The following is a 15287-nucleotide window of genomic DNA, read 5'->3' on the forward strand; positions in this document are numbered from 1 at the left end:
AACGAGTGCGCCGGTGAGCGCTGTCTCCCGGTCGATGAAACCCATCAGTTCGCCGACTTCATCGAGCGGATCAAACGATACCGATGCTATGTCGGCCAGTAGTATAACGTTTTCAGCGCCGTTCGGGCAAATAACTCGAGTGATTCAACAGTATTTCAAATTCTGGCGACAGTCACCAACGAACGAAGACGACCATCGAAGAAACCGAATTCCCCGTCCCGTTCGGACGGCCACCGACCGAGAGACGCGACGGCGAGTAACCTTCTTACGACGAGACGACACACACTCGAGCATGAGTACGATCTTCAGCCAGATCGTGGAGGGAGACATTCCCGCGCGAATCGTGTACGAAGACGAGACGACGGTCGCCTTCCTCGACGCCAACCCGCTGGCGCCGGGCCACACGCTGGTGATCCCGAAAGACGAGTACGAGCGCCTGAACGACGTGCCCGAGGACGTCGCGACGGACCTCTACGCAACTATCCACCGCATGGTCCCCGCCGTCGAGGAGGCGGTCGACGCCGACGCGACCACCGTCGCGTTCAATAACGGCGAGGCCGCGGGGCAGGAGGTCCCCCACGTCCACTGCCACATCGTCCCGCGCTTCGAGGGCGACGGCGGCGGCCCCATCCACGCTATCGCGGGCGACCGGCCCGACCTGGCCGACGACGAACTCGACGCCATCGCCGACGACATCGAGTCTCAGGCCTGAATCGACCACACCGAACATATTCGGAGCGAGGTCCTTGTTTCGCCGGCGTCGAACCGTGAACGAATGACCGATCGAGAGGCGACCCTCGAGGACCTCGCGGCGAGACTCCGCGAGCGCGAGGCCGTCAGCGACGCCTTCCTCGCGAAGAGCTTCACCGACCGCCTCCTGGTGCTCGATCTCGAGGACGGGACGGCGCTCCCGGCGGAGATCCGCGACCTGCTCGCCGACCACGATCTTCGCGGGGCCAACGAGGTCTACGGAAACGAACGGGACGATCCCTCCCTCGCCGGCGACCTCAGCGACGCGACCAGACACCAGTTCGTCGACACTCGAACCCGCGGCGACCACCAGTCGTACGTCGTCGACTGACGACGCGACCGACGCGCGTCGGACTGCCGTGACGTTTTTCCGGTCCGCAGCCGAGTGTCGCGTATGACGCTCGCCGGCATCGTCACCCAGTTTCGCGCCCACCCCGTCGCCATCGCCCTCGAGCTCGGCAGCATCCTCGTCTGCTGTCTGCTGTTCGCGGGCACCTTCGTCCTCCTCTCCCAGGGGGCCCCGACCGGCAGGGGCGACGCCTGGCTGGCGCTGATCGGCGTCGGCGTCGCCTTCGTGCTCTTCTGGACGGCGCTCGTCCCGCTGTACGAGCGGACGCTGGGCTAGAACAGGGTCCCGAACAGCAGGTCGCCGTAGACCAGCGCGATCACCAGCCCGACGACGATCGGGACGAGGAACGGCGTCCCCGGCGAGATCCAGACCGTCTCTTCGTCGGTGAGTACCTCGAGTCCCTCGCGCAGCGTCTCGGGGGTCGTTCCGTAGGCCGAGCCGTCGATATCGTCCAGAAAGGCCTCGGCACCCCACGGGTCGTCGTACTCCGGGCCAGACTCCGAATCCAGCGTGCGATCGAGCTCATTATCGGAACTCGGCTCGAGCGCGCCGCCGTCCCCGCGAACGGACACGTCCGCAGTCACCGCGCCGTCGGTCGGCGGGTTCGGCTCGTCGGGAAGCGTCGCCGGATCCCGGTACCGGTCGGGGTGCTCGCGCAGGTCGGCCAGCGAGAGCCCGCGCCAGCGGAGGTACATCCGCAAGGCGTCGAGATCGACGCCGCCGCGAGAGAGTCCGGTCGGCGTCTCGAGCAGGCGGCCGTGAGTCTCCGGAATCCGATCCCAGGAGACGGGCCAGCCCACGAACATGACCGGCGCGATCCGGCCCGCAGCGGCGTTGCGGACGGCGAGCGCGACCGGGAGCGCGATCCCGACGAGGACGGTGTTCGTCAGGATCGTAAACGAAAACGTCCCGATGCGGGTCGTCTCGAGCGGGAGCGTCACCGATCCCATCGCGTACTCGGGAAACGTCGGAAAGAGGACGGCGAGGACGAGCAGGGCTTTCGCGTCGGCCCCGCCGAAGCCGCCGAACCACCAGAAGAGGTAGGCGATCGGAACCACCACTCCCAGACTGATCGCCGTCGGGATCAGGAACTCATAGGTCCACGCGGTCCCGCCGGCGGACCAGGAGAGCCATCCCTCCCAGACCAACAGCGCGGCACCGAGCAGTGAGAGGGGGATCCAGACGGTGCTCGAGACCCGCCGCGTCTCGATATCGCGGTAGGCGGCCCAGGCGAAGACGGGCACGGCCACGAGTCGAAGGAGATCCGGACCCGTCGACGAGACGCCGGAAACTGTCACGGATAGCTCTCTCGAGCGAAGATGCGTTACGTTTTCGGCTCGGCCGAGCGCTCGAGACGGGAGAGCGAGCCATCGGCTCCGTGGTCGTGGGCGCCCGTTCAGAATAACGGGATGAAACGAATCAGCCGGGAAAAACTGCCGTCGCGACTCGCATCAGGTCGGTGCCACGGCGTCGACCTCGGACAGCGACCGATTTTTCACCGCCCGTCCGTCGCGGTCGTCGAAGAGGTGGATCGCCTCCGGCGGGATGGTGGCGACGACGCGGTCGCCGCTGGACACGTTTCGCATCCCGCTGATCGTGACGATGAACGTTTCCGGATCGGGCCCGTCGTCGTCGGCGAATCGGAGATAGATGTTGTTCGACTCCCCAACTGGTTCGACCACGTCGACGACGCACTCGAAATCGTGGTCGCCGACCGAGGACTTCGTGGCGTGGAACTCGATGTCCTCCGGCCGGACGCCGAGCGTGAACTCCGTCGCGTCGCCCAGCGACGATCGAATCTCGCCGGGGAGCGGATAGGAGAAACTCTCGCCGGTCAGCGCGTCGTCCGACAGCGACACGTCGAAGAAATTCATCGACGGCTCGCCGATGAAGCCGGCGACGAATCGGTTGTTCGGCGTGTGGTAACACTCCAGCGGCGTACCGACCTGCTGGAGGACGCCGTCGTTGAGGACCGCGATGCGGTCGCCCATCGTCATCGCCTCCGTCTGGTCGTGCGTGACGTAGACCGTCGTCACGCCGAGGTCCTCCTGAATACGCTGGAGCTCCGTCCGCATCGTCGCGCGGAGCTTGGCGTCGAGGTTCGAGAGCGGCTCGTCCATCAGGAAGGCCTCCGGGTCGCGGACGATGGCGCGGCCGAGCGCCACCCGCTGTTGCTGGCCGCCGGAGAGCTCCGACGGTTTGCGATCGAGCAGGTCTTCGATACCCATCATCGCGGCCGTCTCCTCGACGATCGACGTCATCTCGTCGTCGGCCATGCTGGTCGATTCCTCCAGCCCGAAGCGCATGTTCTCCCGGACAGTCATGTGGGGGTACAGCGCGTACGACTGGAACACCATCGCGATGTTCCGGTCGGCGGGGGGCGTGTTGTTGATGAGTCGATCCCCGAGCCGAATCTCACCGCCGGTGACCGTCTCGAGGCCCGCGATCATGCGGAGCGTCGTCGATTTCCCGCAGCCGGACGGGCCGACGAGCACGAGGAACTCGCCGTCGTCGATGTCGATATCTACGCCGTCGACGGCGACGATCTCGTTGCTGTCACCGTCGTTGAACACCTTCGTTACCGTATCGAGCGTTAGTTCTGCCATAGTGAATCACCTGTGGAAGTCGTGGGGGAGTTCATGCTGTCACCCCTTCGGCGAACTTGTCGCCGAACAGGATGTAGACGATCAGTGTCGGGAACGCTGCCAGCAGCGCTGCAGCCATCCGCAGCGGGAAGTTCGTCCCCGACTGGGAGACGCCGATCCCCACCAGCTCCTGGGTCACGACCGACGCGTCGCCGAACTGGACGATGGTCAACGCGAACAGGAGGTCGTTCCAGACCTGTGTGAACTGGTAGATGAAGACGACCGCGAACATCGGGACCGACAGCGGAAGCACGATGCGACGATAGATCGTCGACACCGATGCCCCGTCGAGCCGGGCCGCCTCGATCATCTCGCTGGAGAGTTTCTTGTAGTGGGCACGGAACAGGAGCGTACAGATCGGGATCCCGTAGGCCGTGTGGGTAATGATGAGCGCGGCCAGCTTCCAGTGGTACTCCTGAACGAAGGGGAAGCTGGCGAGCGGGACGAACATCGACTGCAGTGGTACCACGTTGTACCAGAACTGGGTCAGCGGCACCAGAACCGCCTGATACGGAATGAAGATACCGGCGATGAACAGCGCGTAGATACCGACCTGGCCGCGCCAGTCGACGTTCGTCAGCCCGTACGCCGCCATGCTCCCGAGCAGTCCCGACAGGACCGTGGCCGGGACGACGAGGATGACGCTGTTGACGAGCCCTCTCGACAGCCCGTCGAACGCGTTCCCGAACGGCTCGAGCGAGAACGAGCCGGTACCGGGCACCAGGGGCTCGAGCGGCGGGAGGTACGGCGTCGACCCGGTGTACGTACTGGGGTCCGTAATGGCCGTCATCAGCCCCGTCTCGATGGGGATGAGATAGAACACTGCCATCCCGACCAGCACGGCATAGAGGACGACTCGCTTGAGAGCGGTGCGCGTTTCGGTCTCGCCGCCCGTTGCGGTCGTGGTACTCTCGTCGCTCGTTGCGCCGCTCATAGTTCACCTCGCTTGTACTGCGTGTAGATGTACGGTGTCACGATGAACAGTGCCATGACGAACAGGATGACGGCGATGGTCGACCCGTACGCCCAGTTCTGATTGGCGTAGGCTTCCCTGACCATCCGCGTCGCGAGGATGTCGGCCGATGGACCGGGCTGGTACCCGCCGTACATCGAGAAGAGGAAGTCGAACGCCTTGAGGGCGAACACCGTGATGACGACCAGCGCGCTCACGGTCGCCGTCCGGAGCTGTGGAATGATGACGCGCCAGTACATCCGGACCGTGCTCGCACCGTCGACGCGTGCCGCCTCGAAGTGACTCGTCGGAATGCCCCGCAGCGCCGCCAGATAGACGATCATGGCATAGCCGCTGAACTGCCATATCAGGGCGAAGGCGACGGCTCCGAGCTTCAGGTCCGGGTTCTGAACGATCTCGACCGGCCCGATCCCCACCAGCCCGATGGCGGCGTTGATCAGCCCCGTCTGCGGGTTGTACATGTAGAGCCAGAACTTCGCCGTGACGACGAACGAGAGGCTCATCGGGAGCAGGTAGATCGTCCGGAACGTGTCCTCGTAGCGGATGTTCCGGTCGACGAGAATCGCCAGCAACAACCCGAGCACGAGACAGACGACGGAGAACACGACCATCAGTATGATCGTGTTCTGGAGGGAGTTCCAGACCGGATCGACCGTCAGCTCCGACCACGTCGGCGTTCCGCCGTTGAACGCGATGGCGTAGTTCTCGAAGTCGAGAGAGCCGTAATCGGGGGCACCGAGGCCCTGAAAATCGGTCAACGACAGGACGAAGTTCCAGAGGACGGCACCGTACACGAACAGCCCGACGAGCAGGAAGGGCGGCAACCAGAAGGGGGCCGAGCGGACCGAATCGCGACGCAACAGCGAGCGCTCTGCGGAGACCTCACCGCCGTCCGTACGGACGTCGCTGTCGGACCAGCGATCCCGGACTCTGGCTATCAGTTTGCGCATAATATAATACTCTGAGGCCCTCTCTTACTGGAAGGCGCTGATGAGCGCGTCCGCAGTCGCGTCGGGGTCGTTCTCTTCGAGGAAGCCACTGAACGCGTCACTGATGTTCGTTTTTATGTTAGGCGAGACGGCCAGCCCGTGTTCGATGGACGGCGGCTGGTTGTCCGAGCTCGTGAAGTCTTCGTACTGGTCCTGCTGGAACGTGTTGAGCTCCGAGACGTCGGCGTCCTCCCGCGGCGGGATGGATCCCTTCTCCTTGTTGAACAGAACCTGGGCCTCGGCGGTGCCACAGTAGCTGAGGAAGGTCTTGGTCGCCTCCGCCGACGGGTTGTTGTCGAAGTACGGGAACGAGTCCATGTTCAGCAGGTAGTTCCCGCTCGTTCCGGGGTAGGTGATCTGCCCCCAGTCCTCGCCGTAATTGAACTCGTCGTTGCCGCTGTAGGCGCCCGCCGCCCAGTCACCCTGATGGATGAACGCGGCGTCGCCCTCCATGACCATCGTGTTGGCCTCCGTGAAGCTGATCGAGGACGAGTCGCTCGGGTAGTACTCGCTGAGTTCGACGACGTTCTCGAGCGCGGAGCGGACCTGATCGACGTCGCCGTCGCCCTCGATGAACGCGTTGTACCCGTCTATGCCGCCCTCTGCGAGCAGGATCGTCTCCCACAGCTGCGTGGTCGACCACGAACCGCTGGTCTGGTGTGCGAACGGGACCGCGTCGGTGTTCTGCGAGACGGCCTCGCAGGCGTCCACGACGTCGGCGGGAGAGGACAGCGACTCGGGATCGACGTCCGCCTCCTCCAGCACCGCCGTATTGTAAAAGAGGTTGTTGATGCGGTGGATGTTGAGCGGGACAGTCACGTACGTCCCGTCGAGCTGGGCCTGCTCCTTCGGGCCCGCGAGGTAGTTGTTCTTGAGGTCGTCGGTCCACACGTCGCCCTCGATATCGGCGTACGCGTCACCGAACTTCGTCAGCGTCTGCCCCGGCCACGTCTGGAACGTACTCGGCGGGTCGTTGGCCTGGAGTCGGTTGGAGACGACCTGGTCGAGGTTGCTCCGAGCGGCACCGTCGACCGGATCTTCACCGAACTCGATGTCGGGGTGTTCTTCCCTGAACCCTTCGACGAGCGCCTCGATGGCGGCGTTCCCGTCGCCCGAGGACCACGCGTGGAGCAACTCGATGGCTTCCGCTTCCGAACTGCCACCACCACCCATACAGCCGGCCAGGCCGGCCGCTCCTGCGACAGCGGTCGATTTGAGCACGGTACGGCGCGAAAGAGGTGTATCGTTGTCTGCCATAGTTTTGAATTCTACGTGCCCCCCATCACGGAGCGGGCGTCCCCTTCTGGGAATTCTCCGTGTGATGCCTTGACGACACGTATGAGGAAAAAGTACATCCTTCTGAGTAAATCTTTCGGTATACCCTCATAGTCGTTCGTTCGGTATAGAGAGCCAAACGGATACGTCCGCAAAAGACACACGATATCGGGATCAAGCGACGGGAATACGCGGGGAAGGGGACTGGAATCGCTGCAGGGCCGCGGTCCTCGCTCGCAACGATAGCGCCGGTCGCATCGCTCTCGAATCGGTCACATCACTCGATCAGACTATCGACCGTTGCCTCGAGAAGACGGCTCTGGCGAACGCACAGTCGGAGACTGTTTCGAGTTTCAGACCGCGAAACGGTCGAACTCGTTCGAACGTCCACAGTCACTGGCAGAAACTACCTATCAAATACACTGATGATGTTTGAACTAATAATTCACTAGTAAATAGTTATATTTATAATTTATATTTAAGTAACTATATTAAGAGAAGGGGTTCCGGCCGGCTGTATCTCGAGAACCACGGTTCGTAACACCGATCGCTCGGATTTCGTTTCGAGTCGACAACGGAACAGAGAGGGGGACCCTCGGCGTTCGGTGACGTGGTTGCGCTCTTCACGGCGGAGCCAGGCCGATCCGCCGCACTCGAGGAGACCGGGACAACGAACAGTATATCCGTCCGTGCTAACAAGGCAGCGGCCATGAGAGAGGGTGCGGCGTTTTCGACACTGTACGTCGGCGTCCTGCTCGCGGTCCCCGGACTGTTGGCCTGGGTGACCGGGCAAGCGCTGCTCTTCCCGAGTCTCGGCCCCTCCGCGTTTCTGTTGGCGACCGTTCGAGACGGAGAGGTCACCGCGCCGCGACGGGTGATCGGCGGCCATCTCGTCGGTATCGTCACCGGACTGGTGGCGTACCACACCATTGCACCGGGTCTGGAGGTGTCCACTGCCGCACCGATGCTCGCGACAACACAACTCCGGCTGGTGGCCAGCGGCATCGTCGCCGCCGTCCTGACGTCGGGCGGGATGCTGGCGACCGAGACGGTCCACCCGCCCGCCTGTGCGACGACGCTGATCGTCTCGCTCGGCCTCCTCCCGACGGTCGTCGACGGCGCGCTCATCGCCGTCGCCGTCGTCGCCCTCGTCGCTGTACACGAACTCGTGACCGCAGAGCGATCCCTCGGAGACGGCGGTCCGCTCGGGCGCTGAACGGTCGATTCGGAACCGGAGAGGGGTACTGAACTCGTCGAACGGCGCGGGGACCTATCACGGATCTCGTATCCGTCCGCAGGGTCGCGTCGGTCGCGTTCCGCTCCGCGAACGCGATACGGATCGCGTCGTTGGGAGTACCGGAAGTCGTGAGAAGGGCTGAACTCCGAGAACGTCGACGGCGTTCTCGACGGGGATCAGTGACCCTCTCTCGAGCCCGTGTTCGAAAATCGACGGAGAGGACGCTACTCGAGCGATGCGACTCGGGAAAACGAATAAAACGCACCCCGGGAACCGGGGTGGACTCGATCGCTGCGCGGGGTGTCGTTAAATGACGCGGTTCTGCAGGTAGTCGAGGTGTTTCGCGTTGTAGACGATCTTGACCTCGTCGGTCTCCGCCGACCCGATACAGGTCAGGCGGACGTTCTTTTCCTCGACCTCCTCGTCGGAGAGGATCTGCTGCATGTCCATGTCGATCTCGCCCTCGAAGACGATGGCTGCGCAGTTCGCACAGGCACCGGCGCGGCACGAGAAGGGCCAGTCGTAGCCCTGGGCTTCGGCCGCCTCGAGGATGTACTCGCCCTCGGCGACGTCGAGCGTGCCGTAGTCCTCGTCGTCGAGGCCGGCGTCGGCGGCCTCCTCGAAGAGGTTGTCATCGTCCATGTCCCAGCCCTGGTCGTCCAGTACTTCGTAGTTGAGGTATTCTACCGTGGGCATCACTCTGTGATTCGAGTCCCGGACTGGTATAGCTTGCTGTTCAGTCCTAAATTGTCTATCAGTCAGAATTGACCAATTCGAAGGAAAGAACGTCCCGGTTTCGAACAATATCAGCGACCGAACGGAAGAGAAAAAAGAAATGTTCGAACGAATTCGAACGAGGGACGCGTTCTTTGCCGCATTCGAAACCGATCGGGAGTCGCCCGATCGTCGACCCCGCGAGGAGTGTCGACGGATGTCCTCGCAAGGGGACCCACGAAGAAGACGGATACCGGGCCGAGCGGTAACGGAACTGACGGTCCGAAACGGGCACGCGACGTCGTTCAGCCGTTCGGGTCACCGAGCTCGAGAACGGAGAGAACGACAAGAACGACCGATCAGAACCCGAAAATCGGCACGAACCGGAAGGTGAGGTAGGCACCGATCGTCGAGATGGCCGGCACGACGTTTTGCATGAGAATGACGCGGGCGGTCGTGGAGGGATCGAACAGATCCGACGCTTTGGGAATGTCCTCGACGTCTTCCTCGCCGATCTCGGGCGAGCGTTCGCCCTCCTCTTCGGCGGTCAGCGCGCCGACGGAGACGCGCGTCTCCTCGCCAGCCCGGACTCCCGACAGGGTCGTCGTCCGGGTCGCTCGCCCCCACCCCAGGCCGACAATGCTCATCGTCGCGATGACGACGAAGCTCGCGGGGATACCGATCGACGAGAGCGCGACGACGATGCCCGAGCTGATGACCGCGACGACGATCGCCGCCGTCAGCGGGAGATTAGTGATGTCGTTGCCCAGCGTGTCGAGCGTGCGGCGGGCGATCGTAAAGCAGCCGACTGCGACCGCTGCACAGCCGATCAGGATCAGCGGCACCATCCCGACGTCGCCGGTGCCGTAGATCGGCGCGATCGCGTTGGCGATGTTGCTCGTCCCCGATGCAAAGCCCATCAGGCAGCCGATCGCGACGACCACCAGCGCGCCGGTGATCTCCCGGCGATTGGCATCGACGCCGAACTGGAGTCGGGGGACGAGGCCCGAGTTGTCGATCGAGACCATCGGTCTCCCGCCCTGTTTGCTCTCGATAGCGACCCAGGCGTTGATTCGGGGGTAGAAGTACCGGCCGACGACGCCGGCCACCCAGAAGCCGAGGATCGGCGCGACGATCCACCAGACGGCGATCTCGCCGAGTGTATCCCAGTTGAGTTCGCCGGTCGCGAGCCCGAGCGCGGCGATCGCCCCGACTGCGGTCATCGACGTCGATGCCGGGACGCCGGCGTAGTTGCCGACGAACAGCGCGCCGCCGATGAAGAAGAGCACGGCGACGTTCGAGCGCAGCGTGAAGATGGAGGTGTCGTTGACGAGACCGGTGCCGAGCGTATCGACGACGTTCGGGCCGATCGTGTAGGCCCCGACGAAGAAGAAGATCGACATCAGTCCGGCGGCCATCACTTTCGTGATCACGTTCGCGCCGACGGCTGGTCCGAAGGCTGGTCCGGTCGTCGAGCCACCGATGTTGTAGCCGACGAAGATCGCAGTGAGGATTCCGACGATAAGCAGCGGTTCCGCGTTCACGCTCGGAAGTCACGCGAGCCGATACTAAAAACTCGCCCATTCGGTCCCGATCTGTGAAACCGGTGGCAGGAACGAGGACTCTCGGGATTCGGTCGTCGGTATGATACGTGTGCGGTAGCGATAGATCCCCGATCGACCGATCGGAGACGGACGACGAGACGAGCATCGACGGAGGACGAGATCGGCTATCAAACACCCCAGAAGAACGCGATTCCGAGGACGGTGACAACGGACAGTATCAGCTGCAGCGGCGCGCCGATCCGGGCGTAGTCGCTAAACCGGTAGCCGCCGGGACCGTAGACGAACAGGTTCGTCTGATAGCCGATCGGACCCAAGAAGGCGGTGCTCGCGGCGAACGTCACCGCCAGCACGAACGCGAACGGATTCGCGCCGATCCCCGCGGCTGCGGCCGCCGCGACCGGAATCAACAGGACGACGCTGGCGTTGTTGCTGATGACGTTGGTCAGGAGCGCCGTGAGCAGGTAAAACAGCCAGAGAACCGCGATAGCCGGAAGCACCTCCGCGGCCTCGACGATCCCGAACGCGAGCAGCGCCGCCGCTCCCGTTCGTTCGAGCGCGATCCCCAGCGGAATCACCCCCGCGAGCAGGAAGATGATGTCCCACTCGACCGCGTCGTAGAGTTCGTTGGGCTCGAGCACGCCCGTGACGACCATCGCAACCACGCCCGCAAGCGCGGACACGAGGATCGGATAGAGCTCGAGTGCGGCGACGGCGACGACACCGACCATGATGGCGACGGCGATAGGTGCCTTATCCGTCCGGTAGTCGGGACGGGGCGGTTCCCGCGCGACGATCACGTCGTCGCCGCGGGCGAGCCGGTCGAGCGTTTCCGGCAGTGCCTGTACGAGCAGCGTGTCGCCGACGGCGAGGCGCTTGCCGACGATGCGATCCCTGACGAGTTCGCCGCGGCTGCGCAGTCCGAGCACGGCGGCGTCGAACTCCTCCCGAAACCACTCGGGATCGAGGCGTTCCCCGACGAGCCGCGAATCGAGGGAGACGACCAGTTCAGTGAGCACGCCGTCGTCCGACGTCGAGAGCTCCGCGGTCCCGGCCGGTCTGCCGAGGGGTTCGACGCCCGCCGCGTCCTCGAGCGCCGTGATCGCGTCGCGGTCTGTCCGAACGACGAGGACGTCACCTTCCGCGAGCGACGTGCCCTGTTGCGGTGCGACCGATCGTTCTCCCTCGCGAACGATCTGGACCACGTCGATGGCGGGTCCGAGCGCCGCGGTCGCGTCGCGAAGGGTCCCGCCCGCGAGCGGAGAGCCCGGAACGACCGCGACGTCGGCAAGGTAGTTACCGACCGCGTACTCCTCGAGGTAGTCAGCGCGCGGCGGGACTCGCTCGGGAAGGAGGTAGTGACCGACGAAGATCAGGTAGAGCGAGCCGACGACGACGACGATGGCACCCAGTTTCGTGAACTCGAACATCGAAAACCGGTGGAGTTCGGGATACTCGGAGCCGAGTCGAGCGCTGACGTCGCTCGCGAGAATGTTCGTCGAGGTGCCGATGAGGGTGAGCATCCCGCCCAGCTGCGAGGCGTAGGAAAGCGGGATCAGCAGCTTCGACGGGGACGTGTCTCCCCGGTTCGCGACGTCGGTGACGACCGGCACCAGCAGCGCGACGACCGGCGTGTTGTTCAGGAAGCCGGAGACGGGAGCCGTCGCGGCGACGGTCGCGAGCACCTGTTTGCGCGTGCTTTCGCCCGCGAAGTCGGCCATCCGTCGCCCGAGCTCCTGCACGATTCCGGTCCGGCTGATCCCGCCGCTCAGGATCAACATCGCCAGCACGGTGATCGTCGCCTCGTTCGCGAATCCCGAGATGCCGGTCTCGGGATCGATTCCCGTCCAAGGCTCGAGCACGACCAGCACGACGATCAACAGGATCGCGGTCACGTCGATCGGCAAGCGCTCGGTGAGAAAGAGGACCAGCGCGAAGCCGACGACGCCGAAGACGACGAGGACGTCGGTCGTCACGTCGGGCTGCGTTGAAGTCGCCTGTGCGAGGAAATCGCACGCCGACACCGGCATGGAACGATCCACACCGACCACACATGTAACGATTCCGTAAAGATAGGCGACAGTGTCGCGGCGATGGCGTTCATCGAAACCGTCGCCTTTACTCGCGCCGGACCCGCGCTCACTGGTATGAACAGCGACGATGCAGGCGGCGAGTTCGGGACGTTCGAGGTCATCCCGGCGGTCGACATCCAGGACGGCGAGGTCGTCCAGCTCGTCCAGGGAGAACGCGGCACGGAGAAGACCTACGGCGACCCCGTCGAGGCCGCCCAGCGGTGGATCGGCGCCGGCGCGGACACGCTACACCTCGTCGATCTCGACGGCGCGTTCGAGGGTGAGCGCAAAAACGCGGGCGCGATCGACGCCGTGATCGACGCCGCCGACGTGCCGACCCAGCTGGGCGGCGGGATCCGCACCGCTGCCGACGCCCTCGACCTGCTCGAGCGGGGCGTCGACCGCGTCATCCTCGGCACCGCGGCGGTCGAAACCCCCGACATCGTCGCCGAAATCAGCGAGGAGCAGCCGGACAGCGTCGTCGTGAGCCTCGACGCGAAAGACGGAGAGGTCGTCGTCGAAGGGTGGACCGAAGGAGCCGGAATCTCGCCCGTCGAGGCCGCCGAGCGGTACGCGGACCTCGGCGCCGCCGCGATCCTCTTTACGAACGTCGACGTCGAAGGCCAGCTCGAGGGCGTCGCCACCGAACCGGTCCGCGAACTGGTCGAGGCGACCGACGTCCCCGTGATCGCCAGCGGCGGCGTGGCGACGCTCGAGGACGTGCGGGCGCTCGAGGACGCCGGTGCAGCCGCGGTCGTCGTCGGCAGCGCGCTCTACGAGGGGAACTTCACGCTCGAGGAGGCGCAGGCAGCGGTCCAGTCCGGCGGGGAGCGGTAGCCGCGCTGACTCGTTTTCAGTGGCCGGGAGCACGGCTCGAGCACCGCGAGAGCCATGTAACTCGGGGGAGGGCAGGCGATTAACCGATACCACCGCGAGTGAGTGCCGAAGGCACGAGCGAGCGGGCCGACGACCGATGTGAGCGAGGACTAAAAGGACGAGCGAACGGAGGGAGGAGCGTCTTCGTGAGCGTAGCGAACGAAGGCTCGGAAGTCGCAGCCCGCGAACGAAGTGAGCAGGAACGTCTTCCGTTGCTTTTGATCGAAATTTTACCGAGGGACATCGCGGTCGCAGCGGTTTGCGACCGCGATAGACCGCAGTGTAAAATTTCGCTAGGATTTCCAGAACGTCGGCGTCAACAGCACGAGCACCGGGATGATTTCGATTCGGCCGATCCACATCATGACGATCATCACGGTCCGGGTCAACGGTGAGAAGGCCAGGTAGTTGTCGAACGGGCCGGCGACACCGAACGCGGGGCCGATATTGAGGAAGATCGAGGCGGCGGCACCGAGGGCATCGAATTCGTCGACGGGATTGCCGACACGAGCGGCGTCGACGACGATGACGACCGTCAGCAGAAAGAAGATGACCAGCGCGAGCATGACGTACGTGAAGACCTCGCCGACGGTCTCCTCGTCGATAACCGAGTCGTCGAGTCGAACCGGTCGAACGGCCTGGGGGTGGACCGCGATAAACAGATTGCGACGAAACGTTTTGGCGATCACCAGCCAGCGAAGCGATTTAATCGAACACGTCGTCGACCCGGCCATCCCGCCGGTGAACATACACAGGAACAGCATGTGCTTCGCACCGGGCGACCAGAGGTCGAAGTTCGCCGAGGCGTAGCCCGTCGTCGTCACCATCGACACGACGTTGAACAGCCCGTGGCGGATCGTCGGCTCGAGCCCCATCGCGAGGTCGGGATCGAGTACGAGGGTGGCGATAACGACCGCCGTCACCGACGCGAGGAGGGTGCCGTAGAACCGGAACTCGTCGGACTCGAGGGGGCGCCGGAGATCACCCTGGGAGACCGCATAGAGGAGGACGAAGTTGGTCGCACCGAGGATCATGACGGGGATCAGCGTCCACTGGACCGCCGGCGAAAACGCACCGACGCTGTCCGGTTGGGGCGAGAAGCCGGCAGTCGAGACGCTCGTCAGCGCGTGTGCGACGGCATTGAACGGGTCCATGTCGGGTGCGAGCCCGATCCAGGAGAGTGTAACGAGGACGACCGTCGTGATGACCGTCAGTCCGACGTACAGTCCCCAGATGAGCCGGGCGGTCTCGTGGAGGTGCGGCCGTAGTTTCCGGACGCTCTGGGTCTGTGTTTCCGTCTCCATGAGTTGCGCACCGCCGACGAGCAGGTGGGAGAGCAGGCCGATCGCAACGATCAGGATGCCGAGGCCGCCGAGCCACTGGAGGATCGCCCGCCAGAGCATGATCGCCCGGGAGTGGACGCTGAAGTCCGCGATCACGGTCGCGCCCGTCGTCGTCACGCCGCTCGTACTCTCGAAGACGGCGTTGACCGGTCTCGCGAGTACGCCGTCGCCCGCGACGAGAAACGGTATCGCCCCGACGAGCGCGACGCCGAGCCACGTCAGTGCGACCATCAGGAACGCCTCTCGCTGTTGGATTTCGCGATCGTCCGCCAGTGCCTCGAGAGCGGTACCGAGGACGACGGTGACCGCGATCGTGACGAGAAACGGCAGCGGATCGTCGCCGTCGACGACCGCGAGCGAGAGCGGCCCGGCTAACGGGACGGCGAGCCACTTCAGTATCGTCCCGGTAAGACTACAACTCGAGCGCCAGTCGACTCGAATCGACATCGAACAGCCATACCTGTACGGTGGAGCGGAATAACAGTTCGGACGGAGCGAAACG

Annotated in this window: 14 protein-coding genes; 5 read left to right on the forward strand and 9 right to left on the reverse strand. The window is 64.2% G+C overall.

Features of this window, described 5'->3' with window-relative positions; genetic code table 11:
• Positions 1–292: 292 nt before the first annotated feature.
• The 3 genes from LDB05_RS14845 to LDB05_RS14855 all read left to right on the forward strand — a co-directional run bounded on the left by LDB05_RS14845 (position 293) and on the right by LDB05_RS14855 (position 1375).
• Entirely contained in the window at positions 293–712 is a 420-nt protein-coding gene (locus LDB05_RS14845) for an HIT family protein (RefSeq protein ID WP_226004768.1), read from the forward strand.
• 63 nt (positions 713–775) lie between these two features.
• The gene (locus LDB05_RS14850; protein ID WP_226004769.1) at positions 776–1081 is read left to right on the forward strand and encodes a hypothetical protein; all 306 of its coding nucleotides are present in this window, start codon (positions 776–778) and stop codon (positions 1079–1081) included.
• A 63-nt stretch (positions 1082–1144) separates the two neighbouring features.
• Positions 1145–1375 (forward strand): hypothetical protein, encoded by a 231-nt coding sequence (locus LDB05_RS14855; protein WP_226004770.1) that lies wholly within the window; start codon positions 1145–1147, stop codon positions 1373–1375.
• Here the strand turns inward: LDB05_RS14855 and LDB05_RS14860 are convergent.
• The 5 genes from LDB05_RS14860 to LDB05_RS14880 all read right to left on the reverse strand — a co-directional run bounded on the left by LDB05_RS14860 (position 1372) and on the right by LDB05_RS14880 (position 6963).
• The gene (locus LDB05_RS14860; protein ID WP_226004771.1) at positions 1372–2397 is read right to left on the reverse strand and encodes an A24 family peptidase; all 1026 of its coding nucleotides are present in this window, start codon (positions 2395–2397) and stop codon (positions 1372–1374) included. The two genes, LDB05_RS14855 and LDB05_RS14860, sit on opposite strands and share 4 nt — an antisense overlap.
• Before the next feature lie 153 nt (positions 2398–2550).
• On the reverse strand, positions 2551–3705 hold the full coding sequence (locus LDB05_RS14865; RefSeq protein ID WP_226004772.1) for an ABC transporter ATP-binding protein: 1155 nt from the start codon (positions 3703–3705) through the stop codon (positions 2551–2553).
• Between the two features lie 31 nt (positions 3706–3736).
• The gene (locus LDB05_RS14870; protein WP_226004773.1) at positions 3737–4678 is read right to left on the reverse strand and encodes a carbohydrate ABC transporter permease; all 942 of its coding nucleotides are present in this window, start codon (positions 4676–4678) and stop codon (positions 3737–3739) included.
• Positions 4675–5667, reverse strand: coding sequence for a carbohydrate ABC transporter permease (locus tag LDB05_RS14875; protein ID WP_226004774.1), 993 nt, complete (start codon positions 5665–5667; stop codon positions 4675–4677). Before LDB05_RS14875 ends, LDB05_RS14870 begins: the two co-directional genes overlap by 4 nt.
• A 24-nt stretch (positions 5668–5691) precedes the next feature.
• Complete coding sequence (locus tag LDB05_RS14880) at positions 5692–6963, reverse strand: ABC transporter substrate-binding protein (RefSeq protein ID WP_226004775.1); 1272 nt, start codon at positions 6961–6963, stop codon at positions 5692–5694.
• 727 nt (positions 6964–7690) lie between these two features.
• Here LDB05_RS14880 and LDB05_RS14885 point away from each other — a divergent pair.
• Positions 7691–8197, forward strand: a complete 507-nt coding sequence (locus tag LDB05_RS14885; protein ID WP_226004776.1) for an HPP family protein — start codon at positions 7691–7693, stop codon at positions 8195–8197.
• A 327-nt stretch (positions 8198–8524) separates the two neighbouring features.
• Here LDB05_RS14885 and fer read toward each other — a convergent pair whose 3' ends face one another.
• From fer to LDB05_RS14900, 3 genes are all read right to left on the reverse strand, one after another.
• Positions 8525–8914 (reverse strand): ferredoxin Fer, encoded by a 390-nt coding sequence (gene fer, locus LDB05_RS14890; protein ID WP_226004777.1) that lies wholly within the window; start codon positions 8912–8914, stop codon positions 8525–8527.
• 377 nt (positions 8915–9291) lie between these two features.
• A complete protein-coding gene (locus tag LDB05_RS14895; RefSeq protein WP_226004778.1) occupies positions 9292–10476 on the reverse strand; it encodes an inorganic phosphate transporter in 1185 nt (394 codons plus the stop codon).
• A gap of 188 nt (positions 10477–10664) precedes the next feature.
• Entirely contained in the window at positions 10665–12524 is a 1860-nt protein-coding gene (locus LDB05_RS14900) for an SLC13 family permease (RefSeq protein ID WP_226004779.1), read from the reverse strand.
• Between the two features lie 117 nt (positions 12525–12641).
• Between LDB05_RS14900 and hisA the strand changes: the two genes are divergently transcribed.
• Positions 12642–13403, forward strand: a complete 762-nt coding sequence (hisA, locus tag LDB05_RS14905; protein WP_226004780.1) for a 1-(5-phosphoribosyl)-5-[(5-phosphoribosylamino)methylideneamino]imidazole-4-carboxamide isomerase — start codon at positions 12642–12644, stop codon at positions 13401–13403.
• Between the two features lie 332 nt (positions 13404–13735).
• Here hisA and LDB05_RS14910 read toward each other — a convergent pair whose 3' ends face one another.
• Positions 13736–15232 carry a TrkH family potassium uptake protein gene (locus tag LDB05_RS14910; protein WP_226004781.1) on the reverse strand — a complete coding sequence of 499 codons (1497 nt, stop codon included), beginning with the start codon at positions 15230–15232 and terminating at the stop codon, positions 13736–13738.
• Positions 15233–15287 lie beyond the last annotated feature (55 nt).

The organism is Natrinema salinisoli (genome assembly GCF_020405205.1).
GTDB lineage: Archaea > Halobacteriota > Halobacteria > Halobacteriales > Natrialbaceae > Natrinema > Natrinema salinisoli.

Bases quoted from the DNA above. Each gene is read 5' to 3' on its own strand.
- LDB05_RS14845 (WP_226004768.1), top strand. From the start codon at position 293: ATGAGTACGATCTTCAGCCAGATCGTGGAGGGAGACATTCCCGCGCGA.
- LDB05_RS14850 (WP_226004769.1), top strand. From the start codon at position 776: ATGACCGATCGAGAGGCGACCCTCGAGGACCTCGCGGCGAGACTCCGC.
- LDB05_RS14855 (WP_226004770.1), top strand. From the start codon at position 1,145: ATGACGCTCGCCGGCATCGTCACCCAGTTTCGCGCCCACCCCGTCGCC.
- LDB05_RS14865 (WP_226004772.1), bottom strand. From the start codon at position 3,705: ATGGCAGAACTAACGCTCGATACGGTAACGAAGGTGTTCAACGACGGT.
- LDB05_RS14870 (WP_226004773.1), bottom strand. From the start codon at position 4,678: ATGAGCGGCGCAACGAGCGACGAGAGTACCACGACCGCAACGGGCGGC.
- LDB05_RS14875 (WP_226004774.1), bottom strand. From the start codon at position 5,667: ATGCGCAAACTGATAGCCAGAGTCCGGGATCGCTGGTCCGACAGCGAC.
- LDB05_RS14880 (WP_226004775.1), bottom strand. From the start codon at position 6,963: ATGGCAGACAACGATACACCTCTTTCGCGCCGTACCGTGCTCAAATCG.
- LDB05_RS14885 (WP_226004776.1), top strand. From the start codon at position 7,691: ATGAGAGAGGGTGCGGCGTTTTCGACACTGTACGTCGGCGTCCTGCTC.
- fer (WP_226004777.1), bottom strand. From the start codon at position 8,914: ATGCCCACGGTAGAATACCTCAACTACGAAGTACTGGACGACCAGGGC.
- LDB05_RS14900 (WP_226004779.1), bottom strand. From the start codon at position 12,524: ATGCCGGTGTCGGCGTGCGATTTCCTCGCACAGGCGACTTCAACGCAG.
- hisA (WP_226004780.1), top strand. From the start codon at position 12,642: ATGAACAGCGACGATGCAGGCGGCGAGTTCGGGACGTTCGAGGTCATC.
- LDB05_RS14910 (WP_226004781.1), bottom strand. From the start codon at position 15,232: ATGTCGATTCGAGTCGACTGGCGCTCGAGTTGTAGTCTTACCGGGACG.